This window comes from Bradyrhizobium sp. 40 (assembly GCF_023100925.1).
In the GTDB taxonomy this organism is placed as follows: domain Bacteria; phylum Pseudomonadota; class Alphaproteobacteria; order Rhizobiales; family Xanthobacteraceae; genus Bradyrhizobium.
This window is the reverse complement of the sequence record NZ_CP064688.1, coordinates 365,030-388,327: the sequence shown is the minus strand read 5'-3', so window position 1 is coordinate 388,327 and position 23,298 is coordinate 365,030. Positions and strand designations below refer to the sequence as shown.

Here is a 23,298-nt window from a genome sequence, read left to right as displayed (position 1 = left end):
GCCAAGGCCCCCTGAATTGGGCGAGTGTCCGCCCCGCTCGAGCAGCCCCCTGCTTCAACAAAAGGATTTTTCATGACCACCTCGTTCCCGGTAACCAAAACCGGCCTGCGCTTCGGCCTCGCCACCGCCCTCGTGGGCTGCCTTGCGCTGGCGCTGATCGCGGGTCCCGGCCGGGCTGCCGACGATCCGGTGCTGGCGAAGGTCAATGGCGCTGAAATCAAGAAGAGCGACGTCGCCATGGCCGAAGAGGAACTCGGGCCGAGCCTCGCCCAGATGGACCCGGCGACCAAGGACGAGAACGTCCTGTCCTTCCTGATCGACATGAAGATCGTCGGCAAGGCCGCCGAGGACAAGAAGCTCGCTGACGGCGAGGAGTTCAAGAAGCGGCTCGCGTTCGCCCGCAACCGCCTGCTGATGGACAGCCTGCTCGCCGGCGAGGGCAAGGCCGCCACCACCCCGGATGCCATGAAGAAGGTCTATGAGGAGGCCTCCAAGCAGATCACCGGCGAGCAGGAAGTGCACGCCCGCCACATCCTGGTCGAGACCGAGGACGAGGCCAAGGCGGTGAAGGCCGAGCTCGACAAGGGCGCCGACTTCGCCGAGCTCGCCAAGAAGAAGTCCAAGGATCCGGGCTCGGCCGACGGCGGCGACCTCGGCTTCTTCACCAAGGAGCAGATGGTGCCGGAATTCTCGGCAATCGCCTTCGCGCTCGAGCCGGGCAAGATCTCCGACCCCGTGAAGTCGCAGTTCGGCTGGCACGTCATCAAGGTCGAGGAAAAGCGCAGCCGCAAGGCACCTGATTTCGAGCAGGTCAAGGCGCAGATCGAGCAGTATGTCACCCGCAAGGCCCAGGCCGACTACGTCGCCAAGCTGCGCGCGGAAGCCAAGGTCGAGCGGCTGGACCAGCCGGCGGATGCGGCCAAGGACGCCAAGCCGGCTGATGCGGCCAAGCCTGCCGATGCCAAGCCTGCCGATGCGAAGCCGTCCGACAGCAAGATGGCTCCGCCCGCGAAGAAGTAAGAATTCGCTGTCACTTCGGTGACGTGAAGAGTATCTAAGCCTTTGTGATGCCCGGCCCCCGCGCCGGGCATCTGCATATCCAGATCCCATCAAGGCGCCCGCGATGTCCTCCTCCGTCTCTCCCCTCGCCCCGAAGAATGTTCCGAACATGCCCGTGATCGCGGGGGTCCATCTCGCGACGGCCGAGGCCGGCATCCGCTACAAGAACCGCACCGACGTGCTGCTCGCGGTGATGGACAAGGGCACCGCGGTCGCAGGCGTCTTCACCAAGTCGAAATGCCCCTCCGCGCCGGTGGAATGGTGCCGCGCCAAGCTCAAGGGCGGCAAGGCGCGCGCGCTGGTGGTCAATTCCGGCAACGCCAATGCCTTCACCGGCAAGACCGGCCGCAGCTCCACCGCACTGACCGCCAAGATCGCGGCCAAGGCCGTCGGCTGCACCGAGGGAGAAATCTTCCTGGCCTCGACCGGCGTGATCGGCGAGCCGTTGGATGCGACCAAGTTCGACGGCGTGCTTGGTCGGCTCGCTGAAACCGCCGAGGCCGGCGATTATCTCGCCGCCGCCAAGGCGATCATGACCACCGACACCTTCCCGAAGGTCGCGACAGCGACCGTGAAGCTCGGCAAGGCCAAGGTCACGATCAACGGCATGGCCAAGGGTGCCGGCATGATCGCCCCCGACATGGCGACAATGCTGTCCTTCATCTTCACCGACGCGCCGATCGCGCCTGCCGCGCTGCAGGCGCTGCTCAAGAGCGGCGTCGAGGACTCGTTCAACGCGGTCACGATCGACGGCGACACCTCGACCTCGGACACGCTGCTGGCCTTCGCCACCGGCGCTGCTGCAGAACACGGCGCGCCGAAGATCAGCCGGGCCAGCGACCCGCGCCTGAAAGCCTTCGTCAAGGCCTTCAACCAGGTGCTCGCCAATCTTTCCGAGCAGGTGGCCCGCGACGGCGAAGGCGCGCGGAAGCTGGTCGAGATCACCGTCGAGGGCGCCAAGACCAAGGCCTCGGCGCGCAAGATCGCGATGTCGATCGCGAACTCGCCGCTGGTGAAGACCGCTATCGCCGGCGAGGACGCCAATTGGGGCCGCGTGGTGATGGCGGTCGGCAAGGCCGGCGAGCCGGCGGACCGCGACAAGCTCTCGATCTCCTTCAACGGCATCCGCGTCGCCAAGAACGGCGCACGCGATCCGTCCTATGACGAGGCGCAGGTGTCGGAAGCGATGAAGGCGCCGGAGATCGCGATCAAGGTCTCGCTCGGCCTCGGCAAGGGCCGTGACCGCGTGCTGACCTGCGACCTCACCAAGGAGTATGTCGCGATCAACGGGGACTACAGGTCGTAGAGTCTACGGCTGCCTCACCCCGCAATCCGCGCGTCGGCGACCGCCTTCTTGAACAGCGCGTTCATCGCGGCCGAAATGCCCTGGGTGGGGCTAACCTCGAAATAGAATCCCGGCGAAGCGCAGCTCTCCATGTTCTGCGCGATCTTGCTGTTCGGAGACGGCCCCCACGGCCCGGAATTAAAGGGCGATATCCATGTGTTGTACCAGCCGTCAGTAGGCGGTTGGTATGTCGTGTACAGCACCGCGATCTTGATGCCCCGGTTCTTGATGGTCGTGCAGAGCGCCGGATTGATCGGCGACTGACAGCGGTTCGATGACGCGAGAGGATACGAAGAAGACGAGACACTACACATCGTCGTGCCGGAGTTGGCTTCGTCAGCGACCCCATCGGATACAAAAAACAGATATTTCAGCGGTGACGCGGACGTACCTGCTCCAGGCGAGGCGATTGCGCTATTGATTGCGGGAAAAATAGTGGTGAGGGGAGTATCCTTGTCGATAGTGTACACGTCATTCTGACCGGCAACCGCCATCAGGTCGATGTTTCCCGCCGCCGTCTTGGCGGAGGTCAGGCTCGACGAGAGCGCGAACAGATTTCTCAATCCGATCGTCGCCGACGAAGCGCCGAAATCGTAGATCGCCATTCTGAACTGGTTCGCGTAGGTCTGCGTGCTCTGGGCCGTGTCCATCAAGTTCGCGCTCGCCTGGCGCACCACGTCAATTCGGGTCGTGATGCCATTTGCTTTGGCGATGTCGTAGTTGCTTGTGCCGGCCGCCTTGGTGGTGTCGTGACAGGCAAATGCACATCCACCCGTCTTCGCCTGCAAATTCGTGATGTCGGTCGGTGTCGCTGCGACACCCATCGACGGAGAATTGTCCAGCAGGAGATAGAAGTCGACATAGAGCGGCATATTGACCGTCGACGCCGACGTGCCGCTCATGGTCAGCGTGGTCTTGCCCATCAAGCCGAGAAACATGGTGTTGATGGAGGCGGTGAACGAGACGGTCGAGTTGATGGTCGAGCCGGTCTTGACGACGGTCTGGGTGACGCTGTTGAGCGTATAGCCGGTCAAGTTGGCGCGATTGGCATCGAAGATTTTCTGGGCGTCGGTGACGCCGACCGCGATCGAGCCGTCCGTGGTCATCGAGCCCGCGGCGGCAAACCCCGGCGAGGCTTTGGCGATGGCACCGACGCTGGCCGCGTCGGCCGCGCCCTGAAGTTTCGCCCGGACCTGCGTCGCGCGGGAGTAGTCGATCGCACTGCCGACGAACGTGATCAGAGGCACGCAGCAGATTGCGAAGATCACCGCCACATTGCCGCGCCGGTCGCGGAGGAACCGGCGGAAGATGGTACGACACTCAGCGCGCATGGATCTGGCCCGGATTGATTTCGGCGTTTCCACTCTAGGAACCGTGGATTAAATATGACTTATGGAGACCTCGGAAATACGGGCCTTAACAGGGTTAACGAACTGTTGCGAATGACCTTCAGCGAGCGACATTCCAGGCATGGCTGATCTCAAACTGACGCTGGTGGTGGCCTGCGCGCTGGTCGACGCCGACAGCCGCGTCCTGATCGCGCAGCGCCCCGAGGGCAAGACGCTGGCCGGCCTCTGGGAATTTCCCGGCGGCAAGTGTGAGCCCGGCGAGCGGCCGGAGCAGAGCCTGATCCGCGAACTCCACGAGGAGCTGGGCATCACCGTCGCGGAGCCCTGCCTGGCGCCGCTGACATTCGCAAGCTACGGCTACGAGACATTTCACCTCCTGATGCCGCTCTACATCTGCCGGCGCTGGGAGGGACAGGTCATGCCACGCGAAGCCCAGACCCTGGCCTGGGTCCGCGCCAACAAGCTGCGCGACTATCCCATGCCGCCCGCGGACATTCCGCTGATCCCGCATTTGATTGATCTGCTGATGTGAGCTCAGACCTCATCCTGAGGAGACCGCGCAGCGGTCGTCTCGAAGGATGGCTGCGGATGAGAGCCGGGCCTGCATGGTTCGAGACGGCGCTGACGCGCTTCCTCACCATGAGGATTACTCTTTCCCCGCCTTCTTCACCGCCTCCGCCAGACTCGCCTTCGCTGAGCCGGGCTTGAGCGCCTGCTGCTGGCTCGCATGCGGGGCCCAGCCGGAGAGCCAGATGATATCGAATGTCGCACGGATGCGGCCGTCGGCATCGGCAAAGCGTTCCGCGTAAATTTCCGCCATCCGCAGCAGCGTCGATCGCCGGCTCGGCGTGCGCCGCCGTTCGATCAGCACATTGGCGGCGCCCATGCGCCTGATATCCTGCATCAGCGCGAACGCGTTGGCGTAGCGCACCACGACGCGGTCGACGTCGGTGACCGGCAGCGCAAACCCCGCCCGCTGCAACAGCGCGCCAACGTCGCGCAGATCGGCAAACGGTGCGACGCGCGGCGACACGCCGCCCTCGCATTCGGCCTCGGCGGCGGCAAAAGCCTGGCGCAGCTCGGTCAGGCTGTCGCCGCCGATCATCGCCGCCAGCAGCAGCCCGTCCGGCCTCAGCGCGCGACGGATTTGCGCAAGTACCCCCGGCAGATCGTTGACGAATTGCAGCGCCAGCGCCGAGAGCACGAGGTCGAGGCTTTCGGGCGCAAAGGGCAGCTTCTCCGCACCCGACGCATCGAGCTCAATGCGCTCGATCGAGGGCAGTCGCGCGCGCAGCACCGCCAGACCCTCGCCGGGCGTCCAGAGATCGACCGCTGTATGAAACTCCCGCATCACCGCGGCCAGCCGGTCGGACATGTCCTCGGCGACCCGATGCAGCAGGAAGCTCACGGCACCTTGCGCCTGCGCGCGGCGCTGTCGCGCATGCAGCAAAGCACGATCGAACAAAGCGGGCGGGGTTTGCGGATCTTGAGCCATGCCGCTGGTTACGCCGATCGCGACGGTTCTGGCAATCCGGTGCGTGGGGCGCTAGCTTTCGGCCATGGCATCCGACGCCGCCCCTTCTCGTTCCATCGCCGCCCCCTTGCGTGCCGCATGGACGGCTGGCCGGCACGTGCTGTCACGTGCGGCACGGCTTGCGCTCGACATCGCGCTGCCGACGCTATGCGTGTCCTGCCGCGAGCCGGTTGACGGCGAGGGCGTGTGCGCGGCGTGCTGGGCGCGGCTGTCGTTCATCGAACGGCCCTACTGCCCGCGGCTCGGTATTCCTTTTGTGTACGATCCGGGCCCCGACATGCTGTCGATGGAGGCGATCGCGAGCCCGCCCGCCTACCAGCGTGCGCGCGCTGCGGTGCGTTATGACGACGTCGCGCGCACCCTGGTGCATGCGCTGAAATACCAGGACCGCACGGATCTGGCGCCTGCCATGGGCCGCTGGATGGCGCGCGCGGGCGGCGAGTTGCTCGCCGAGGCCGACATGCTGGTGCCCGTTCCCCTGCATTGGCGAAGGGCCTGGCGCCGCCGTTACAACCAATCCGGGGCGCTGGCGCGGATCATCGAGCGGCAAAGCGGGGTGAAAGCGAAGGCTGAGGTGCTGCGCCGGGTACGCGCGACCGAGCAGCAGATCGGCCTGTCGCGGGCCCAGCGCGCCACCAATGTGCAGGGCGCATTCCAGGTATCCCCCGACCGTCAGGCGGAGGTCCAGGGTCGGCGCATTGTCCTCGTCGACGACGTCCTGACGTCCGGTGCGACACTGGATGCCTGTGCGCGGGCCCTGCTCCGGGCCAAGGCGGCGCAAGTGGATGTGCTGGTGTTTGCCCGGGTTGTCGAGAGCCGGTGAAGTCCCATATAATTCAATGAATTCATGACATGAGAGCGCCAGACAAGATGACCGCTGCTGTCGAGATCTACACGAGGCCGGGCTGCGGCTATTGTTCCGCCGCCAAGTCGCTGCTGACCCGCAAGAAGGCGACCTTCACGGAGTTCGATATCGCCAAGAACCCGTCCTGGCGCCAGGAGATGTACGATCGCGCCGGCGAGGGCTCGACCTTCCCGCAGATCTGGATCGGCGGAACCCATGTCGGAGGCTGCGACGAGCTCTACGCGCTCGATCGCGAAGGCAAGCTCGACGCCATGCTCGAAAGCGTCAAGGCGGAGTCATGAGCGACACCAGGACCTTCACGGCGGCGATGGTGCAGATGCGCACCGGCCTGATGCCCGAGCCGAGCCTCGCGCAGGCCACCAGGCTGATCCGCCAGGCTGCGGCCAATGGCGCCGACTACGTGCAGACGCCCGAAGTCAGCAACATGATGCAGCTCAACCGCAAGGCACTGTTCGAGCACCTTCAGAGCCAAGACGACGACAACTCGCTGAGGACCTACCGGGCGCTCGCGGCCGAACTGAAGATCCACATCCATGTCGGCTCGCTGGCGCTGCGCTTTTCGGACGAAAAAGCGGTCAACCGCTCCTTCCTGATCGGGCCCGAGGGCAATGTGCTCGCGAGCTACGACAAGATCCACATGTTCGACATCGAGCTGCCGGACGGCGAGAGCTATCGCGAATCCGCCAATTACCAGCCGGGCGAGACGGCCGTGATCTCCGACCTGCCCTGGGGCCGCGTTGGCCTGACGATCTGTTATGACGTGCGCTTCCCCGCGCTCTACCGCGCGCTGGCCGAAAGCGGCGCGTACTTCATCACGGTGCCCTCGGCCTTCACCCGCAAGACCGGCGAGGCGCATTGGCACGTGCTGTTGCGTGCGCGCGCGATCGAGACCGGGTGCTTCATCTTCGCCGCGGCGCAGGCAGGCCTGCATGAGAACAAGCGCGAGACCTATGGCCATTCGCTGATCATCGATCCCTGGGGCGAGATCCTCGCCGAAGGCGACGTCGAGCCCGGCATCATCATGGCAAAAATCGACCCGGCCAAGGTCGAGACCGCGCGCCGCGCGATCCCCTCGCTCCAGCACGGCCGCCGCTTCGGCGTCGCCGACCCCAAGGCGGGGCCGGACCATCTGCACCTGGTGCGGGGATCGGCATGATCCGCTACGCGCTCCGCTGCGACCGGAGCCACGACTTCGAGAGTTGGTTCCAGTGCTCGGCCGCGTACGATTCTCAGGTGAAGCGCAAGCTCGTGACCTGCCCGATCTGCGGCTCGGCCAAGGTCGAAAAGGCGATCATGGCGCCGCGCGTCGTCGGCAAGAAGGGCCGCGGACGCGCCACGCCGCCGCCTGAGCCCACCGCCACGACGCCCGCGCCCGAGGCTGCGCAATCCGCACCGACCTCGCTGTTGATGGCGCAGGAGCGCGAGCTGCGTGCCAAGCTCAAAGAGCTGCGCGATCACATCGTGAAGAACGCCGACAATGTCGGTGAGCGATTCGCCACCGAAGCGCGCGCGATGCATTACGGCGACAAGGAGCACCGTCCGATCTACGGCGAGGCCTCACCCGACGAGGCCAAGTCGCTGATCGACGAAGGCATCGAGGTGTCGCCGCTGCCGACGCTGCCGGAAGATCGGAATTAGGCTCCCACCAGCACTGCGACGCCGAGCACGATCAGCGCGATGCCAATGATCTCGCGCGGCGCGATCGGCTGCTTGAACGAGTAATAGGCCACGCCTTGCGCAAACAGTACCTCGATCAAGGCGAGCGTGCGGACATTGGCGGCGGCCGTCAGCGCAAAGGCGAGGAACCAGAACTGCGAGGCGAAGGCGCCGGTGAAGCCGGCCAGCATCGAGGGTCGCCACATCGAGAGGATGCCCTGAAGCACTTTTGGCGCGCGCCAGAGCAGGTAGATCGTCAGGATCAGCGTCTGCACGAACAGGCCGAGCACCAGCGTGAACGATGCCGCCGTCACGAACGAGACATCAGGCACGTTGATGATGGCGCCGCGGAAACCGACCGCTGACAACGCGAACGCTGCCGCCGCGACGAGGCCGGTGATGGTCGGCTTCAATTCGGCAAAGCTCTTCTCGCCACCGGGACGCAGCGCGGTGATGACGACGCCGATGGTCGCGATCACGATCGCAAGCACCTTGAGCCATGTCAGATGATCGCCGAGAAAGACGAAGCCGAAGATGGCGGTCTGGATCGCCTCGGTTTTCAAATAGGCCGTCGTCACCACGAAGGAACGGTCGTTCATGGCGAGCAGCATCAGGCCGGTCGCGACGATCTGGCTGAGGGCGCCGAGCAGGAGCCACGGCCAGAACACGCCGGACGGCATGCCGAGATGATCGCCGGTCGCGACCAGCACCACCGTGAGAAACAGCAGCGAGAACGGAAAGCCGAACAGGAAGCGGATATTGGTTGCGCCCCAGGTCCCCAGCGGCTTCGTCAGCGATCGCTGCATCGCATTGCGCGCGACCTGGCCGAGCGCGGCAATGACGGTAAAGGGAATCCAGAGGCTGGCGATGGTGAACATGGGGGATGGGGTGCGGGGGGCCAGAGATCGCGGCCAACCTGCCGCTAGCTGTTCAATGGGTCAACCACACGAACGTCATGGGAGCGATGCTATCGCCACAAACTCAGTGTCGTCCCGGCGAAGGCCGGGACCCATAACCACAGGGAGTGATTTGGCGAAGATTCGTGGTTGCCTGCTTCGCGCCGCAACTTCTTCCTGAGGGTATGGGTCCCGGCCTCCGCTGGGACGACACCTATATTTGCGGAGACAGCTAGGCCGCCGCGAGCGGCGCGGCCTCACACCATGCCTTCCGCGACCACCATGTAGTTCACGTCCATGTCTGACGAGACGGTCCATCTGTCGGCGAAGGGGCTGTAGACGACGCCGGTCTGCTCGGTAATGACCAGGCGGTTGTCGAGCAGGTATTTCGTCAGCTCGTCGGGGGTGACGAACTTGTTCCACTCGTGGGTGCCGCGCGGCAGCCAGCGCAGGACGTATTCGGCGCCGACGATGGCGAGCGCAAAACTCTTCCAGTTCCTGTTCAGCGTCGAGACCACCATCAGGCCGTTCGGCTTCAGCATCGCCGCGCAGCGCTTCAGGAAAACGCCGACGTCGACGACGTGCTCGACCACCTCCATCGCCAGCACGATGTCGAAGCGCTCGCGCGGGTCGATCTCCTCCACCGTGGTGCAGCGATAGTCGATCGCGAGATGCGCCTTGTCGGCATGCAGCTTCGCGGCCGCGATGTTGCTGACCGACGGATCGACGCCGATGACCTGCGCGCCCAGGCGCGACAGCGGCTCGCAGAGCAGGCCGGCGCCGCAGCCGATGTCGAGCACGCGCAGACCGCCGAGGCAGTTGAGGCTGCGCACGTTGCGCTCGAACTTGCGGCAGGCGGCATCGCGGATGTAGCCGAGCCGCAGCGGGTTGATCCGGTGCAGCGGCGCCATCTTGCCGTTGGGGTCCCACCACTCGGCCGAAAGTTTTGAGAATTTCGCGATCTCGGCGGCGTCGACGGTCGAGCCCGGCGGGGTGGTTGCGGTTGCGGAAGTATCTTGCTGCATGCTCATGGGTTGCGCGCGGTCCTACCGCGTGGTGATCGAACTGCGGAAGGCGAGCGGCGAGGCGATGGTCCGGATGGTTTCGCGACCTTCCCCCACGCCGTTGATGGTCACGTCGCCATAGTTGAGAATACGTCCGAGAATGGTCTGATTCACATCGACGCTCTCGACCTTGTCCAGCGCCATCTCGAAGGTGCGGCGCTTGATGAAGCCGGTCTTGTGCACGACCCGCAAATTGGTGACGTCGGTCTCGGTGGTAAAGCGATGGAACCAGCCCTTCACGGTCCAGTACAGCGCCGCCAGAGCCACCAGGCCGGCCGCGACGAGACAGAGCAGGACAAGCCCCTCGACGATGGTTTGCCGGGACAGGACGAACAGGACCAGCGCCACGATCCAGGCCAGGATCGCCGGAAAATAGAAGATCCAGTGCGCATTGGTCGAATACAACACCTTCTCGCCAGGCTGCAGGATCTCGTCGATATAGCGCGCCATGATCTCGGTTAACCCACTACCCCGCACCCTGCCCCGCAGGAACCCGCTTGCCCCCGGCCCCGACGCTATGTATACGCGCGGTCGGTGTCCGCGAGGCCCGTCCCGTGCGGGCCACCATACTGATCCTTATGAAGGAATGCACGCGTCGTCATGAGCCGCCTCGTGATGAAATTCGGCGGCACGTCCGTCGCCAACATCGAACGTATCCGCAACGTCGCACGCCATGTGAAGCGTGAGGTCGACGCCGGCCATGAAGTGGCCGTGGTCGTCTCGGCGATGTCCGGTAAAACCAACGAGCTGGTGGCCTGGTGCACCGAGGCCTCGCCGATGCACGACGCGCGCGAATATGACGCCGTGGTCGCCTCGGGCGAACAGGTGACCTCCGGCCTGCTTGCCATCGTGCTTCAGGGCATGGGTATCCAGGCCCGCTCCTGGCAGGGCTGGCAGATCCCGATCACGACCAGCGACGCCCATGCTTCGGCCCGGATCGAGGGCATCGACGGCAGCGAGATCATCAAGCGCTTCAGGGAGCGCAAGGAAGTCGCCGTGATCGCCGGCTTCCAGGGCATCAACCCGGAGACCAACCGCATCACCACGCTCGGCCGCGGCGGCTCCGACACCTCGGCCGTGGCAATCGCCGCCGCCGTCAAGGCGGACCGCTGCGACATCTACACCGACGTCGACGGTGTCTACACCACCGATCCGCGAATCGTGCCGAAGGCCAAGAGGCTCGACAAGATCGCGTTCGAAGACATGCTGGAGCTGGCCTCCCAGGGCGCCAAGGTGCTCCAGGTCCGCTCCGTGGAACTCGGTATGGTCCACAACATGCCGATTTTCGTCCGCTCGAGCTTCGACAAGCCCGAGGATATCGATCCGCATGCCAACCAGCCGCCCGGCACGCTGATCTGCAGCGAGGAGGAGATCATGGAAAGCCACGTCGTCACCGGCATCGCCTTTTCGAAGGACGAGGCCCAGATCTCGGTACGCCAGATCGAGGACAAGCCCGGCGTGGCGGCGTCGATCTTCGGCCCGCTCGCGGAGGCCAACATCAACGTCGACATGATCGTGCAGAACGTCTCCGAGGACGGCAAGACCACCGACCTCACCTTCACGGTTCCGGCCGCCGACTACACCAGGGCCAAGGAGACGATCACCGCGGCCAAGGGCCAGATCAATTATGCCCGGCTCGACACCGCGACCGACGTCGCCAAGATCTCGGTGATCGGCAGCGGCATGCGCAGCCATGCCGGCGTTGCCGCCCAAGCGTTCTCGGCCCTCGCAGGACGGAATATCAACATCCGGGCCATTACAACCTCCGAGATCAAATTCTCGGTCCTGATCGACACCGCCTATACCGAGCTTGCGGTGCGCACCCTGCACACGCTCTACGGTCTCGATCAGGCTTAGGCTAATTTTCTCTTAGCGGTCGCAGCAAACGCGAAGTGTCCACACTTTCGCGTTTGGCAGGCGTTTTGCTTGGCAAAACAAACCCCAATTCGCTATACGGCGAACAGGGTGGGCTGCCGGAAACTGTGCCCCAGTTGAGGCGGTGCTGATTCGGCCCAGGCAACCGCCGGGGCCGGTGCCGGACGAGCAAATTTGTTGTTTTTCTGGATTTCTGGGCGAGCCGCCGCGGGCCCTTTCGGCCCCGGCAGACGGAGGAGATTGACGGTTCATGCGGAGCGCGTCGGGAGGTCCCCGCGTCTTGTTGAGACGGCTCCGCGAAACCATGGCGGAGCAGGTCTCGGCCCAGGAGCGGCTGGACAAGATCGTGGTGCTGATCGCCGCCAACATGGTGGCCGAGGTGTGCTCGGTCTATGTGCTGCGCGTCGACAACACGCTCGAGCTCTATGCCACCGAAGGCCTCAACCGCGAGGCGGTGCACCACACCGTGCTCAGCGCGCATGAGGGCCTTGTCGGCCTGGTCGCCAGCGAGGCAACGCCTCTCAACCTGAGCGATGCGCAGAGCCATCCGGCCTTCTCGTTCCGCCCGGAGACCGGCGAAGAGATCTACCACTCCTTCCTCGGCGTGCCGATCCTGCGGGCCGGCAACACCCTCGGCGTGCTGGTGGTGCAGAACCGCGCCAAGCGCAACTATGTCGAGGAGGAGCTCGAGGCGCTTCAGACCACAGCGATGGTGCTGGCGGAGCTGATCGCCTCCGGCGAGCTGTCTGCGCTGGCCCAGCCGGGCCATGAGCCCGCGGCGCGCCATTCGTCGCAGAAGGTCGGCGCCATCCTGTCGGAAGGCATCGCACTCGGCCATGTCGTGCTGCACGAGCCGCGCGTCGTCATCAAGGACTACATCGCCGAGGACCTGCCGAAGGAGATCAAGCGGCTCGACACCGCGCTCGCCAAGCTGCGCGCCGATCTCGACCGAATGCTGGAGCGCGGCGACGTCGCGGAAGGCGGCGAGCATCGCGAAGTGCTGGAAGCCTACCGCATGTTCGCCAACGACCAGGGCTGGTCGCACAAGCTGCACGAGGCGGTCGCCACCGGCCTCACGGCGGAGGCCGCCGTCGAGCGTGTGCAATCCGATACCCGCGCGCGCATGCTGCGCTCGACCGATCCCTATTTGCGCGACCGGCTGCATGATCTCGAGGATCTCGGCTATCGCCTGATGCGGCAGCTGGTCGGCCAGGATCACGCGCCGTCACGCGAACAATTGCCCGACAATGCCATCGTCATCGCGCGCGCGATGGGTCCGGCGGCGCTGCTCGACTACGACCGCAAGCGCCTGCGCGGCATCATATTGGAGGAAGGCACCGCCAATTCCCACGTCTCGATCGTGGCGCGCGCGCTCGGCATTCCCGCGGTCGGCGAAGTCCCGAACGCGCCTGGCATCGCCGATCCCGGCGACGCCGTCATCGTCGACGGCACCTCCGGCATGATCTATGTGCGCCCATCGCAGGAGGTCGAAGCGGCCTTCGCAGAGCGCGTGCGCTTCCGCGCCCGCCGCCAGGCGCAGTATCTGGCGCTGCGCGACCTGCCCTGCGTCACCAAAGACGGCCAGAAGGTCGAGCTGATGATCAATGCGGGTCTCGCGATCGACCTGCCGCATATCGAAGACACCGGCAGCGCCGGCATCGGCCTGTTCCGCACCGAGCTGCAATTCATGGTCGGCCAGAGCCTGCCGCGCACCAGCGACCAGCTCGCGCTCTATCGCACCGTGCTGGATGCCGCCGGCACGAAGCCCGTCACCTTCCGCACCCTCGACATCGGCGGCGACAAGGCGCTGCCTTATATGGAAGCAGTGATCGAGGAGAATCCCGCGCTCGGATGGCGCGCGATCCGGCTCGGGCTCGACCGTCCCGGCCTGTTGCGCGGCCAGATCCGCGCACTGCTGCGCGCCGGAGGTGGCCGCGCGCTGCGCATCATGTTCCCGATGATCTCGGAGGTCGCCGAATTCGATTCGGCGAAGGCGCTGGTCGAGCGCGAGCTGACCTATCTGCGCCAGCACGGCCACACGCTGCCTGAAAGAATCGACATCGGCACCATGGTCGAGGTGCCGGCGCTGCTCTATCAGCTCGACGAGCTCCTCAAGAAGGTCGACTTCATCTCGGTCGGCTCCAATGATCTGTTCCAGTTCCTGTTCGCGGTCGACCGCGGCAACGCAAAGGTCTCCGAGCGCTTCGACACCATGTCGGCGCCGATCCTGCGCGCGCTTCGCGACATCGCACGCAAGACGCAGGCCGCGAAGAAATCGCTGTCGCTCTGCGGCGAGATGGCGTCGAAGCCGATCGGCGCGCTGGCGCTGATCGCGATGGGCTATCGCTCGCTGTCGCTCTCGGCCACCGCGCTCGGCCCGGTCAAGGCGATGGTGATCGATCTCGACGCCAAGAAGGCCGAAGCGATGCTCGGCCCGTTGCTGGACGCGCCCGCCGGCAGCGTCTCGATCCGGCAGAAGCTGACGGAATTTGCCGAGGCCGAAGGCCTGGCGTTGTAGCGGGCCTGTCGCCGCTTCCCGCCGCCTCGCCTTTCCCGCATTTTGAGACTGAACCGATGTCGTCACTCCCCGAAGCCAAACTGGACGTCCTGCTCGCGCATCACGCCTCGCTGGAGGCCGAATCGCTCGGTCAGCTCGCTTCCGAACGCTATGTGCAGATCACGCGTGAGCTCGCCGAGCTCACGCCATTGATCGAAGCGGTCAAGACCTATCGATCGGCCGTCAAGGAGCTCGCCGACACTGAGGCGCTGATCGCCGACCCCGCGACCGATGCCGAGATGCGCGCCATGGCGGAATCCGAGCGCGGCGAGCTGACGCCGAGGATCGAGGAGCTGGTCCAGAAGATCCGCGTCGCACTGCTGCCGAAGGACGCGATGGATGACCGCAACGTGGTGCTGGAAATCCGCGCCGGCACCGGCGGCGACGAGGCTTCGCTGTTCGCCGGAGACCTGTTCCGGATGTACGAGCGCTTCGCGGCCCTGCAGGGCTGGAAGGTCGAGGTGATCTCGGCCAGCGAAGGCAGCGTCGGCGGCTATAAGGAAATCATCGCGGAGGTGCAGGGCCGCGGCGCGTTCTCGAAGCTGAAGTTCGAGTCCGGCGTGCACCGCGTGCAGCGCGTGCCGGACACCGAGACGCAGGGGCGCATCCACACATCCGCCGCCACCGTCGCCGTGATGCCCGAGGTCGAGGAGGTCGATGTCGAGATCCGGAACGATGATCTGCGTATCGAGACGATGCGCGCCGGAGGCGCCGGCGGCCAGCACGTCAACAAGACCGAATCGGCGATCCGCATCACCCACATCCCGACCGGCATCGTGGTGATGATGCAGGACAGCCGCTCGCAGCACAAAAATCGCGCGTCCGCCATGAACATCCTGCGCTCGCGCATCTACGACGCCGAGCAGCAGCGCCTCGACGCGGCGCGCTCGGCCGAGCGCAAGGAGAAGGTCGGCTCCGGCGACCGCAGCGAGCGCATCCGCACCTATAATTTCCCGCAAGGACGCGTCACCGATCACCGCATCAATTTGACGCTCTACAAGCTGCCGCAGGTGATCGCGGGCGAAGCGCTGGGCGAACTGACCGACGCGCTGACCACCGAGCACCAGGCCGCGCAGCTCGCCGCCCAGGGCGCGGCGGCGTAGAGCTCGCGGCTTCGCGCTTTCTTCAGCGTCTCTTGGCTCGAAACGCTCGCAGGATCTTGCCCAAACCGGGCGCGGCGGCGCTGAGCTCGTCCAGATGGATGCGCGAGAGGGATCGCAGCTTCCGCTCGCCCTTCGCTGTCAGCTTGACCAGGACGCGCCGCGCATCATTGGGGTCGGCTTCCCGGCCAATCAGCTTCAGTTTCGCCATGCGATCCACCAGCTCCACCGCGGTGTGGTGCCGGATCAGCAGGAAGCGCGCGATGTCGCCGACGCTGGCGCCATCAGGGGCAGCCAATCCCTTGATCGCCAGCAGCGCCTGGTGCTGCTGCGGCGTCAACCCGGCGCTCTGAGCCGCGGCTTCGCTGAAGGCCAGGAAGGTTCGGAGCTGATAGCGAAACTGCGCAAGCGCCGCGTAGTCGGCCTCGCGCATCGCGCCACTCTTTGTGGGCACAGCACGCGCCGGGCGTGTCGTCTTCCGCTTCGATGGGGCCATTCCCTGCCTGCGACGTCGAGCCAGCCGGTGCAACGGGCGGCCTCACCGAGACTAGCAAGGAAGGTCAGGCCGAACCAACCGACCGGCGCCCCGGATGCACAAATATCGCCACCTATTCGAAGCTGGACAGCAGGATCTTCACCAGGATGACCTGTAACGCGATCGGGATGCGGACGCTCTTCCGCCGGATCGAGCGCTGCAGCGCGCCGGCAATCTCGGAGCTGGTCAAGGTACCGGCGGATGCATTGGTAATCATCTCCGCCCACATCTGCGACAGCGAGCCGCCGGGTGGGATCACCGGCTTGATGGTCACGCCGCAGCCCTGCGCCCAGTCGATGATCTCCCTCATCGTGTGAGGGCCGCAATTGCGCGCGGTGGCGAGGCGTTCAGCCGTCAGAGCAAGCAGCAATTCGCGCGAGGGCGACCAATTCCCCTTCGGCGGCTGCTCGGCAGTGAGCTCGACCGCGAGCTCCTTGAGGACGTTCTGGGCGCGCACGCTCAGCTTCTGCATCGGACCGGGTGCGCGCTTCGCCTGAACGGGGCCGACGGCGGGCCCGCGCCGGCCGGCCGGCCAGTTGCGCGGATCGGGCATGCGCGAGGCATCGCCGGACTGCGGTGTCGCTCGCTGTCCGTTCGCCTCTTCCACTGGCCACCCCGCCTCCTGCCGCTCCGCACCTTGCGGCCAAGACCGTCGCTTCCGGGTACCCGCCACCGTCGTCTGCCGCGCCATTTCTCTCGCCGAACCCGCCAGCCTCGTACTCACAAAGACTAATATATATCGTGATGCGATATGTTTTCACGAGATAATTTTCGGCGTTCGACCAAAGACGAAATTGACAGAAGGCGTTCACAAGCAATGCTTGCGTCCAAGAGCTACACGCGGATGTGACGTGCCCGGCGCGGGCAGGCCCTTGAGGCCGGCTGCCCCCGGACAGGACGTGCTTTGCCTGCAAACAAGAACGATGTTCGGAGGAAACGATCATGACTGACAATCTCATCCGCCGCGGCCTCTCGCGCCGTGGCCTGCTTGAGACCACCGCGGGCCTCATCGGCGGCGCGGTTCTGCCCGGGATGCCGGCGTTTGCCGAGGACAAGCTGGCGATCGGCTCCTACCCCGCCGGGGTCTCGGGCTCCACCGCCTTCATCGGCATCTCCGTGCCGCGCACCGGCACCTATGCCGTACAGGGTGAAGACGAGCTCAAGGGCTATCAGCTCGCGATCGAGCACATCAACAGCGGGCACGACCTGATCAAGAAGATATCGCCGAAGACCAGCAAGGGCGTGCTCGGTAAGGAGCTGAAGTTCGGCGTCGCCGATTCCGCGGCCAAGCCAAACGAGGCGGTGCAGGCGCAGCAGCGCTTCATCAGCGAGAACAAGGCGATCATGATCACCGGCGGCACGTCGAGCGCCGTTGCAGTGGCGCTGAACAAACTCGCCCAGCGCGAACACGTCATTTTCGTGTGTGGCATTTCCGGCTCGAACGATACCACTGGCAAGGATTGCGTCCGCTACGGCTTTCGCCAGAACTTCTACGGCCAGACTGCGGCTGCAGCGATCGGCCCGGTGATGGTACGTGAGTTCGGTAAGGGCAAGAAGGCCGCGTATCTCACGCCTGATTACACCTACGGCCACACCGTCACCAAATCCATGCAGGATTTCCTCGCAACAGCGGGCTGGACGACGACCACCAACCAGGTGGCGCCCCTCGGCGCACCCGACTATTCCTCCTATCTGCTGAACGTCGCGAATTCAGGCGCCGATGTGCTCATCAACGTCAATTGGGGACACGACGCCGTGCTGTCGACACAACAGGCCAAGCAGTTCGGCGTGCTCGACAAGATGAAGCTGGTCGTCCCCTACCAGGTGCCTTTCATCGCGCGCGAGACCGGCGGCCTGATGCAGGGCGTCTACGCCGCCACCGATTATTGGTGGACCATCGAAGACAAATTCCCGCTCGCCAAGATGTTCAACGAAGCATTCGAGAAGAAGTACGGCTACAAGCCCGAATGGGGCGCGGAGAACGCCTATGTCAGCTTCGCGCATTGGGCGCACATGTGCGAGCAGGCCGGCAGCTTCAGCCCGCCCGACGTGATCAAGGCCTACGAGAAGGGCGAGACGATCCCCTCCCTGGTGGGCGAAGTGCATTACCGTCCCGAGGACCATCAGTGCGTCCGGCCGGTGATCATCGTCAAGGGCAAGCAGCAAAAGGACATGAAGAACAAGGAAGACTGGTACGACGTCGTCGAGATCGTCCCGGGGGAAAGCCTGATGCAGAAGCCGGACGCCTTCGGCTGCCATCTCGGCGACTACAGCTGAGACCTCGCTAACCCCTGTGACGCCGCGGACTGCACTCCGGTCCTGCGGCGTCACCCTTTTTTGGACGCGCACCATCGCGCGCCACAACAGCGATTGTCGCATGATAAGTTGGCCCAACCTCGTTTCGCAGCTTTTCAACGGGCTCGCGCTCGGCGCCCTGCTCGCGCTGATCAGCTCCGGCCTGACCATCATCTACGGCACGCTCGGCGTGCTCAACCTCGCGCACGGCGCGATGTTCATGATCGGCGGCTATGCCGGCTTCGTCGCCTACCAGTACACGGAGTCGTTCATCCTCGCCGTGATCGCGGGTTCGCTGTTCGTGATGCTGCTCGGCGTTCTCATGGAACGCGTCATCATCCGCCATTTCTATCACCGCCCGCACGAGGATCAGCTGCTCGTGACCTTCGGGCTAGGCATCTGTTTCGTCGAGCTCGTGCGCCTGATCTTCTCGAGCCAGTCGCAGCTGGTGCCGCCGCCGGCCCTGTTCCGGGGCATCACCAATCTCGGCTTCATGTTCTATCCGACCTACCGCCTCGCCGTCGTCGGCATCGTCGCGGTCGCCCTCGGCGCACTTTTTATCGTCCTTTACCGGACCCGGCTGGGCATGATTGTGCGCGCCGGCATCGAGGATTCGGTGATGGTCGATTCGCTCGGCATCAATGTCTATCGCGTCTTCATGGTGGTGTTCGGCATCGGCGCAATGGCCGCCGGCTTTGCCGGCATCGTCAACGCGCCGGTGGTGTCGCTGACACCGGGCATCGGTGACGACATCCTGGTCCAGACCTTCGTGGTGGTGGTGATCGGCGGCGTCGGCTCGTTCCCCGGCGCAATTCTGGGCGGCCTGATCGCCGGCGAGATCATCAGCGTCACCTCCATGTTCAACCCCGGCTACGCCTATGTGATGCTGTTTGCGGCGATGACGCTCGTGCTCGTGGTACGACCGCATGGCCTGCTCGGCGTCCAAGGCCGCGAGTAAGCGATCTCCTGATGCTCAAGCAACGCCCCTTCCTGATCGAAGCCCTGACCGCGATCGGCTTGATCGCAGCCCCCTTCGTGCTGCCTCATCTCGGCTTCGCGCCGAACACCGTGAACAGGATCCTGGTCTGGGGCCTGTTCGGCCTCGGCTTCGACATCCTGTTCGGCTTCACCGGCCTGCTCTCGTTCGGCCAATCCGCCTTCTACGGCACCGGCGGCTTCGTCGCCGCCTACCTGCTGACCCGCGCGGGCTTCGGCAACGTGCTGGGCGCGCTGATCATCGGCATGATCGCGGCGGCCGCGACCGGCTACCTGATCGGCCTGATCGCATTGCGCCGCACCGGCATCTATTTCGCGATGATCACCGTGGCGATCGCGGAGGTGTTCTTCTTCGTCGAGTTCAATCCACTTTCCGATTTCACCGGCGGCGAGAACGGCCTGCCGGGGGTACCGACGCCGAGCTTCGATCTCGGCTTCACCTCCATCCACTTCACCAATGGCTGGTCGCTCTATCAGTTCATCGCGCTGTGCTACTTCGTCGGCGTCGTCATCGCCCTCAGGATCGTGCGCTCGCCGGTCGGCGCGATTCTGAGTGCGATCCGCGACAATCCGCTGCGCGCCACGGCCGTCGGACACAACATCCATGGCTACAAGCTGACCGCCTTCGTGATCGCAGCCGCTTACGCGGGCTTCGCCGGCGGACTGCTCGGCGTGCTCCAGGCCTTCATGCCGCCCGACGCCTTCACCTTCGACACCTCGGGCCAGCTCGTGATGCAGACGGCCATCGGCGGCAGGGGCACGCTGTTCGGACCGCTGGTCGGCGCAACCGTTTGGCTCTTCCTTCAGGACTTCCTCCAGTCCGCGCTGGGCCTCGGCGCAGCCTGGAAGCTGGTGCTGGGTGTCGTCTTCGTGCTGCTGGTCTGCTTCCTGCGCGGCGGCATCATCGGCGGTCTTGCCGATCTCTACCGCCTCGTCTCGGGCAAGCGAAAGCGAACGGATGCGGAGATGGAGCAGGAGGCCGCTGACGCCGAGGCCACACTGCAACCCCCACCGGCGCCGATGCAGGCCAAGGAGGTCGCGCATCCCGCATATTCCGGGCCGATCCTGAAAGCCACCGGCCTGACCAAACGCTATGGCGGTCTCGTCGCCAACAGCGACATCGATTTCAGCGTCAATCAGGGCGAGCTGCGCGGGATCATCGGCCCCAACGGCGCCGGAAAATCGACCTTCTTCAAGATGCTGACCTGCGAGATCGCGCCGAGCTCCGGCCAGATCGTATTCGAGGGGCGAGACATCACGGGATTGAAGGTGACCGAGGTCTGCCAGCTCGGCCTCACCAAGAGCTATCAGGTCAACCAGCTCTTCACCGGGTTGACGGTGCGGCAGAACCTGACGATCGCAGCGCTGGCCGAGCTCCGTGGAAAATTTCGGCTCGACCTGTTCCGCAAGCTCTCCAGCGTCAAGGGCCTGACCGAGCAGGTGGAGCACACGCTTGCCCTCGTCAATTTGAGCCGCCGGGCCGATACGCCGGTATCCGAGCTCGCCTATGGCGAGAAGCGCAGGCTCGAAATCGGCCTCGCGCTCGCCACCTCGCCGCGCCTGCTGCTGCTCGACGAACCGCTTGCGGGCATGAGCCCACGCGAGCGCGTCGAGACCGTCAAGCTGCTCAAATCGATCGCGCGAGGGCGCACCATGATCATCATCGACCACGACATGGATTCGCTGTTCGAGCTGGTCGAACGCGTAACGGTGCTCCAGGAAGGCAAGGTTCTGCTCGACGGCACGCCGGAGGAAATCAAGGCCAACGCCGCCGTGCAGGAAGCCTATCTCGGCGGAGTTCACGGGGAGATCGCCGCATGAGCCTGATCGAGGTCAACGACCTGAACAGCTATTACGGTGACTCCCACATCCTGTTCGACGTCGCCATGCACGTCGCGCGTCACGAAGTGGTGGCGCTGCTCGGTCGCAACGGCGCCGGCAAGAGCACCACGCTGAAGAGCCTGATGGGGGTCGTGACGCCGCGTAGCGGCAGCGTGAAGTTCGACGGCATCGATATCGCCGGGCGCAAGAGCCACAGAATCGCCCAGGCCGGCATGCAGCTCGTGCACGAGGAACGCCGCATCTTCGGCAGCCTGTCGGTGGAGGAAAACATCGTCCTCGCCGGCATCACTGCGCCGAAACGCTGGCCGCTCGATCGGATCTACGAAATGTTTCCGCGGCTGAAGGAGCGGCGCAACAACCGCGGCACCGAGCTCTCCGGCGGCGAGCAGCAGATGCTCGCGATCGCACGGGCGTTGGTGCGCGACCCCAAGATCGTGCTGCTGGACGAGCCGTTCGAGGGGCTCGCGCCCGTCATCGTTCACGATCTCGTCAAGGCCTGCCGCGAGCTCGCCGCCGCCGGCCAGACCATCGTGCTGGTCGAGCAGAATTTGGCGGCGACGCTGGCGCTGGCGAGCCGGATCTACATCATCAACAACGGGCACATCGTGCACGAGGGGCCGGCGCGGGAGCTCAAGGCCCAGCCGGAGCTGCTCCAGCGCTATCTCGGCGTCTAGAGAGCGGCGATCATTCGCCTGGCGTGAGCGGCGAGCACCGTCATGTCCTCCTTGCGCGTCTGCGCCGGCAGCAGCTCGGTCCCGGCCCTGACCGGCATGACGTGCATGTGCAGGTGAAAGACCACCTGGCCGCTGGCCGGCTCGCTGAACTGCTGAAGGATGATGCCCTCGGCGTCGAACGCCTTCATCGCGGCAATCGCGATCCGCTTGGCGGTTCGGGCGACCGCGGCGAGGTCGTCATCCGCGATGTCGAGGATGCCGCGTGCCCGCGCCCGGGGAACGACCAGCGTGTGCCCGGGCGAGCGCGGCATGATATCGAGGAAGGCGAGGCTACGGTCGTCCCTGAAAACCTCGAAGCAGGGGATCTCGCCGCGCAGGATTTTTGCGAAGACGTTCTGATCGTCGTAGGGCGTCATGGACCCTCCTTCGTTGCGAGGCGCGATCTGACGCGCTCCTTTCCGTTGACGCAAGCAAGCCAGCCGGCCTATCCACGATGCCAGGCAGGATAGTTCCATTGGCGACAGATTTCGATCCCGGACACAGCATCGAGAGTGCGCGGCGCGCGCTTGCGGCTCGGCTGCAATCGGCCGGCATCGAGCAGCCCGCTCTCGATGCGCGCCTGCTCGTAGGGGCTGCGCTGAGGCTTGATCTGACCGGCATGGTGACGCAGGCGGCCCGGCAACTCGCACCCGAAGAGGCTGCGCGGCTGGAAGCGTACGCAAAGCGCCGGCTCGCGCATGAGCCGGTCGCCCGCATTCTCGGCGCTCGGGAATTCTGGGGCCTGCCGTTCCAGCTGTCCGAGGCGACCCTGGTGCCGCGTCCCGATACCGAGACGGTGGTCGAGCTCGCGCTCGAGATCTTTCGTGGGCTCACGATATCGGGACAGCGCCCGCGCATCGCTGATATCGGCACCGGATCCGGCGCCATCCTGCTCGCGCTGCTGCACGAGATTCCCGGCGCGTTCGGGGTCGGCACCGATCTCAGTCTGACCGCGCTCAAGACCGCGAGAGACAACGCCGCGGCTCTCGGCCTCGCCGACCGCGCCAGCTTCGTCGCCTGTTCCTACGCAACGGCGCTCCGCGGCCCGTTCGATCTCGTCGTGTCGAATCCGCCCTACATCCCGTCGGCTGAAATTCCGAAACTGAGCATCGAGGTGCGCGAGCATGATCCGCATCTGGCGCTCGACGGCGGCAATGACGGTTACGACGCCTATCGCGCCCTGATCCCGCAGGCGGCTGAACGTCTCGCCCCCGGCGGAGCACTGATCGTCGAGGCCGGACAGGGCCAGGCCCGAAATATTGAAACCTTGCTGACGGCTGCCGCGTTGGTCGTGGACAGGTCGCCCAAGGCCGATCTGGCGGGCATCCCGCGGGCGGTTTCGGCCCGGAAAATGCCCCCATAAAAGCCGGATTGGGCTGCAAAAAACCTCTTGGAATATCCCTTGGGAACGACTACCTTCCGATCAACACATCGGTGCCGGCCCCGTAGACTTACGGGCGAAAGCCGGGCTCTCGGGCGAGAGCTTACTGATAAAGGTTCCAAGCCGCAGGTCCTGTTGAGCGCGATGGCCATTTGAGCTGCGCTGCTTACCGACCGCAACGTGAACGAAAGCCTGATATTGCGCTTGAAGACTTACGCAACAAAGCAGGGCTTGTT

Annotated in this window: 23 protein-coding genes; 15 read left to right on the top strand and 8 right to left on the bottom strand. The window is 65.0% G+C overall.

The genetic code is table 11. The features are described 5' to 3' along the window. Positions 1–72 precede the first annotated feature (72 nt). Both IVB40_RS01800 and argJ read left to right on the top strand, forming a co-directional pair. Positions 73–1,020 (top strand): peptidylprolyl isomerase, encoded by a 948-nt coding sequence (locus IVB40_RS01800; protein WP_027567997.1) that lies wholly within the window; start codon positions 73–75, stop codon positions 1,018–1,020. A gap of 103 nt (positions 1,021–1,123) precedes the next feature. Beyond that, positions 1,124–2,365, top strand: coding sequence for a bifunctional glutamate N-acetyltransferase/amino-acid acetyltransferase ArgJ (gene argJ, locus IVB40_RS01795; RefSeq protein WP_247817948.1), 1,242 nt, complete (start codon positions 1,124–1,126; stop codon positions 2,363–2,365). Between the two features lie 14 nt (positions 2,366–2,379). Here argJ and IVB40_RS01790 read toward each other — a convergent pair whose 3' ends face one another. After that, positions 2,380–3,735: a TadE/TadG family type IV pilus assembly protein gene (locus IVB40_RS01790; protein WP_027567999.1), complete on the bottom strand. Its 1,356-nt coding sequence runs from the start codon at positions 3,733–3,735 to the stop codon at positions 2,380–2,382. A 139-nt stretch (positions 3,736–3,874) separates the two neighbouring features. Here IVB40_RS01790 and IVB40_RS01785 point away from each other — a divergent pair, with 139 nt between their 5' ends. After that, positions 3,875–4,285 carry a (deoxy)nucleoside triphosphate pyrophosphohydrolase gene (locus IVB40_RS01785; RefSeq protein ID WP_247282980.1) on the top strand — a complete coding sequence of 137 codons (411 nt, stop codon included), beginning with the start codon at positions 3,875–3,877 and terminating at the stop codon, positions 4,283–4,285. A 114-nt stretch (positions 4,286–4,399) separates the two neighbouring features. Here IVB40_RS01785 and IVB40_RS01780 read toward each other — a convergent pair whose 3' ends face one another. Beyond that, positions 4,400–5,248 carry a methyltransferase domain-containing protein gene (locus IVB40_RS01780; RefSeq protein ID WP_247817947.1) on the bottom strand — a complete coding sequence of 283 codons (849 nt, stop codon included), beginning with the start codon at positions 5,246–5,248 and terminating at the stop codon, positions 4,400–4,402. A 64-nt stretch (positions 5,249–5,312) separates the two neighbouring features. Between IVB40_RS01780 and IVB40_RS01775 the strand changes: the two genes are divergently transcribed. Genes IVB40_RS01775 through IVB40_RS01760 form a run of 4 tightly spaced genes read left to right on the top strand, consistent with a single transcriptional unit; the run spans position 5,313 to position 7,790 of the window. Then, positions 5,313–6,110: a ComF family protein gene (locus tag IVB40_RS01775; RefSeq protein WP_247817946.1), complete on the top strand. Its 798-nt coding sequence runs from the start codon at positions 5,313–5,315 to the stop codon at positions 6,108–6,110. Between the two features lie 47 nt (positions 6,111–6,157). Then, the gene (gene grxC / locus IVB40_RS01770) at positions 6,158–6,433 is read left to right on the top strand and encodes a glutaredoxin 3 (RefSeq protein WP_247819643.1); all 276 of its coding nucleotides are present in this window, start codon (positions 6,158–6,160) and stop codon (positions 6,431–6,433) included. Further along, positions 6,430–7,308, top strand: coding sequence for a carbon-nitrogen hydrolase family protein (locus IVB40_RS01765; protein ID WP_247817945.1), 879 nt, complete (start codon positions 6,430–6,432; stop codon positions 7,306–7,308). The genes grxC and IVB40_RS01765 overlap by 4 nt, the downstream gene beginning before the upstream one ends. Then, positions 7,305–7,790: a DUF1178 family protein gene (locus IVB40_RS01760; protein WP_247405697.1), complete on the top strand. Its 486-nt coding sequence runs from the start codon at positions 7,305–7,307 to the stop codon at positions 7,788–7,790. The genes IVB40_RS01765 and IVB40_RS01760 overlap by 4 nt, the downstream gene beginning before the upstream one ends. Here the strand turns inward: IVB40_RS01760 and IVB40_RS01755 are convergent. The 3 genes from IVB40_RS01755 to IVB40_RS01745 form a co-directional block, all read right to left on the bottom strand. Beyond that, positions 7,787–8,686, bottom strand: a complete 900-nt coding sequence (locus tag IVB40_RS01755; protein WP_027568006.1) for an EamA family transporter — start codon at positions 8,684–8,686, stop codon at positions 7,787–7,789. The two genes, IVB40_RS01760 and IVB40_RS01755, sit on opposite strands and share 4 nt — an antisense overlap. A gap of 275 nt (positions 8,687–8,961) precedes the next feature. Further along, a complete protein-coding gene (gene ubiG, locus IVB40_RS01750; protein WP_247817944.1) occupies positions 8,962–9,735 on the bottom strand; it encodes a bifunctional 2-polyprenyl-6-hydroxyphenol methylase/3-demethylubiquinol 3-O-methyltransferase UbiG in 774 nt (257 codons plus the stop codon). A 15-nt stretch (positions 9,736–9,750) separates the two neighbouring features. Continuing rightward, positions 9,751–10,218: a PH domain-containing protein gene (locus IVB40_RS01745; protein ID WP_027515137.1), complete on the bottom strand. Its 468-nt coding sequence runs from the start codon at positions 10,216–10,218 to the stop codon at positions 9,751–9,753. 150 nt (positions 10,219–10,368) lie between these two features. Here IVB40_RS01745 and IVB40_RS01740 point away from each other — a divergent pair, with 150 nt between their 5' ends. The 3 genes from IVB40_RS01740 (at position 10,369) to prfA (ending at position 15,303) form a co-directional block, all read left to right on the top strand. After that, a complete protein-coding gene (locus IVB40_RS01740; protein ID WP_247363095.1) occupies positions 10,369–11,625 on the top strand; it encodes an aspartate kinase in 1,257 nt (418 codons plus the stop codon). Positions 11,626–11,893: 268 nt separating this feature from the next. Continuing rightward, the gene (gene ptsP / locus IVB40_RS01735) at positions 11,894–14,161 is read left to right on the top strand and encodes a phosphoenolpyruvate--protein phosphotransferase (protein ID WP_247817943.1); all 2,268 of its coding nucleotides are present in this window, start codon (positions 11,894–11,896) and stop codon (positions 14,159–14,161) included. 56 nt (positions 14,162–14,217) lie between these two features. Beyond that, positions 14,218–15,303 carry a peptide chain release factor 1 gene (prfA, locus tag IVB40_RS01730; protein ID WP_247817942.1) on the top strand — a complete coding sequence of 362 codons (1,086 nt, stop codon included), beginning with the start codon at positions 14,218–14,220 and terminating at the stop codon, positions 15,301–15,303. Between the two features lie 22 nt (positions 15,304–15,325). On the opposite strand, the gene IVB40_RS01725 is transcribed toward prfA, so the two are convergent. Both IVB40_RS01725 and IVB40_RS01720 read right to left on the bottom strand, forming a co-directional pair. Then, entirely contained in the window at positions 15,326–15,796 is a 471-nt protein-coding gene (locus tag IVB40_RS01725) for a MarR family winged helix-turn-helix transcriptional regulator (RefSeq protein WP_247819642.1), read from the bottom strand. Between the two features lie 112 nt (positions 15,797–15,908). After that, the gene (locus IVB40_RS01720; protein ID WP_247282963.1) at positions 15,909–16,442 is read right to left on the bottom strand and encodes a hypothetical protein; all 534 of its coding nucleotides are present in this window, start codon (positions 16,440–16,442) and stop codon (positions 15,909–15,911) included. Positions 16,443–16,777: 335 nt separating this feature from the next. On the opposite strand from IVB40_RS01720, the gene IVB40_RS01715 reads away from it, so the two are divergent. The 4 genes from IVB40_RS01715 to IVB40_RS01700 all read left to right on the top strand — a co-directional run bounded on the left by IVB40_RS01715 (position 16,778) and on the right by IVB40_RS01700 (position 21,642). Next, positions 16,778–18,112, top strand: a complete 1,335-nt coding sequence (locus IVB40_RS01715) for a substrate-binding protein (protein WP_247817941.1) — start codon at positions 16,778–16,780, stop codon at positions 18,110–18,112. Between the two features lie 100 nt (positions 18,113–18,212). Further along, positions 18,213–19,088 carry a branched-chain amino acid ABC transporter permease gene (locus IVB40_RS01710; RefSeq protein WP_247282961.1) on the top strand — a complete coding sequence of 292 codons (876 nt, stop codon included), beginning with the start codon at positions 18,213–18,215 and terminating at the stop codon, positions 19,086–19,088. An 11-nt stretch (positions 19,089–19,099) separates the two neighbouring features. Beyond that, entirely contained in the window at positions 19,100–20,947 is a 1,848-nt protein-coding gene (locus tag IVB40_RS01705) for a branched-chain amino acid ABC transporter ATP-binding protein/permease (RefSeq protein WP_247282959.1), read from the top strand. Then, a complete protein-coding gene (locus IVB40_RS01700; RefSeq protein ID WP_247817940.1) occupies positions 20,944–21,642 on the top strand; it encodes an ABC transporter ATP-binding protein in 699 nt (232 codons plus the stop codon). Before IVB40_RS01705 ends, IVB40_RS01700 begins: the two co-directional genes overlap by 4 nt. Here IVB40_RS01700 and IVB40_RS01695 read toward each other — a convergent pair. Beyond that, positions 21,639–22,058, bottom strand: coding sequence for an HIT family protein (locus IVB40_RS01695; RefSeq protein ID WP_247432549.1), 420 nt, complete (start codon positions 22,056–22,058; stop codon positions 21,639–21,641). The genes IVB40_RS01700 and IVB40_RS01695 overlap by 4 nt on opposite strands. Before the next feature lie 77 nt (positions 22,059–22,135). Here IVB40_RS01695 and prmC point away from each other — a divergent pair, with 77 nt between their 5' ends. Next, positions 22,136–23,044: a peptide chain release factor N(5)-glutamine methyltransferase gene (gene prmC / locus IVB40_RS01690; RefSeq protein WP_247817939.1), complete on the top strand. Its 909-nt coding sequence runs from the start codon at positions 22,136–22,138 to the stop codon at positions 23,042–23,044. Positions 23,045–23,298 lie beyond the last annotated feature (254 nt).

Excerpts from the sequence above, each read along its gene's own strand:
- IVB40_RS01745 (WP_027515137.1), bottom strand. The coding sequence starts at position 10,218 with ATGGCGCGCTATATCGACGAGATCCTGCAGCCTGGCGAGAAGGTGTTG.
- IVB40_RS01790 (WP_027567999.1), bottom strand. The coding sequence starts at position 3,735 with ATGCGCGCTGAGTGTCGTACCATCTTCCGCCGGTTCCTCCGCGACCGG.
- prmC (WP_247817939.1), top strand. The coding sequence starts at position 22,136 with ATGCCAGGCAGGATAGTTCCATTGGCGACAGATTTCGATCCCGGACAC.
- IVB40_RS01775 (WP_247817946.1), top strand. The coding sequence starts at position 5,313 with ATGGCATCCGACGCCGCCCCTTCTCGTTCCATCGCCGCCCCCTTGCGT.
- IVB40_RS01785 (WP_247282980.1), top strand. The coding sequence starts at position 3,875 with ATGGCTGATCTCAAACTGACGCTGGTGGTGGCCTGCGCGCTGGTCGAC.
- IVB40_RS01705 (WP_247282959.1), top strand. The coding sequence starts at position 19,100 with ATGCTCAAGCAACGCCCCTTCCTGATCGAAGCCCTGACCGCGATCGGC.
- IVB40_RS01710 (WP_247282961.1), top strand. The coding sequence starts at position 18,213 with ATGATAAGTTGGCCCAACCTCGTTTCGCAGCTTTTCAACGGGCTCGCG.
- IVB40_RS01765 (WP_247817945.1), top strand. The coding sequence starts at position 6,430 with ATGAGCGACACCAGGACCTTCACGGCGGCGATGGTGCAGATGCGCACC.
- argJ (WP_247817948.1), top strand. The coding sequence starts at position 1,124 with ATGTCCTCCTCCGTCTCTCCCCTCGCCCCGAAGAATGTTCCGAACATG.
- grxC (WP_247819643.1), top strand. The coding sequence starts at position 6,158 with ATGACCGCTGCTGTCGAGATCTACACGAGGCCGGGCTGCGGCTATTGT.
- IVB40_RS01800 (WP_027567997.1), top strand. The coding sequence starts at position 73 with ATGACCACCTCGTTCCCGGTAACCAAAACCGGCCTGCGCTTCGGCCTC.
- IVB40_RS01725 (WP_247819642.1), bottom strand. The coding sequence starts at position 15,796 with ATGGCCCCATCGAAGCGGAAGACGACACGCCCGGCGCGTGCTGTGCCC.
- IVB40_RS01755 (WP_027568006.1), bottom strand. The coding sequence starts at position 8,686 with ATGTTCACCATCGCCAGCCTCTGGATTCCCTTTACCGTCATTGCCGCG.
- IVB40_RS01700 (WP_247817940.1), top strand. The coding sequence starts at position 20,944 with ATGAGCCTGATCGAGGTCAACGACCTGAACAGCTATTACGGTGACTCC.
- IVB40_RS01760 (WP_247405697.1), top strand. The coding sequence starts at position 7,305 with ATGATCCGCTACGCGCTCCGCTGCGACCGGAGCCACGACTTCGAGAGT.
- IVB40_RS01740 (WP_247363095.1), top strand. The coding sequence starts at position 10,369 with ATGAGCCGCCTCGTGATGAAATTCGGCGGCACGTCCGTCGCCAACATC.
- prfA (WP_247817942.1), top strand. The coding sequence starts at position 14,218 with ATGTCGTCACTCCCCGAAGCCAAACTGGACGTCCTGCTCGCGCATCAC.
- IVB40_RS01715 (WP_247817941.1), top strand. The coding sequence starts at position 16,778 with ATGACTGACAATCTCATCCGCCGCGGCCTCTCGCGCCGTGGCCTGCTT.
- ubiG (WP_247817944.1), bottom strand. The coding sequence starts at position 9,735 with ATGAGCATGCAGCAAGATACTTCCGCAACCGCAACCACCCCGCCGGGC.
- ptsP (WP_247817943.1), top strand. The coding sequence starts at position 11,894 with ATGCGGAGCGCGTCGGGAGGTCCCCGCGTCTTGTTGAGACGGCTCCGC.
- IVB40_RS01780 (WP_247817947.1), bottom strand. The coding sequence starts at position 5,248 with ATGGCTCAAGATCCGCAAACCCCGCCCGCTTTGTTCGATCGTGCTTTG.
- IVB40_RS01695 (WP_247432549.1), bottom strand. The coding sequence starts at position 22,058 with ATGACGCCCTACGACGATCAGAACGTCTTCGCAAAAATCCTGCGCGGC.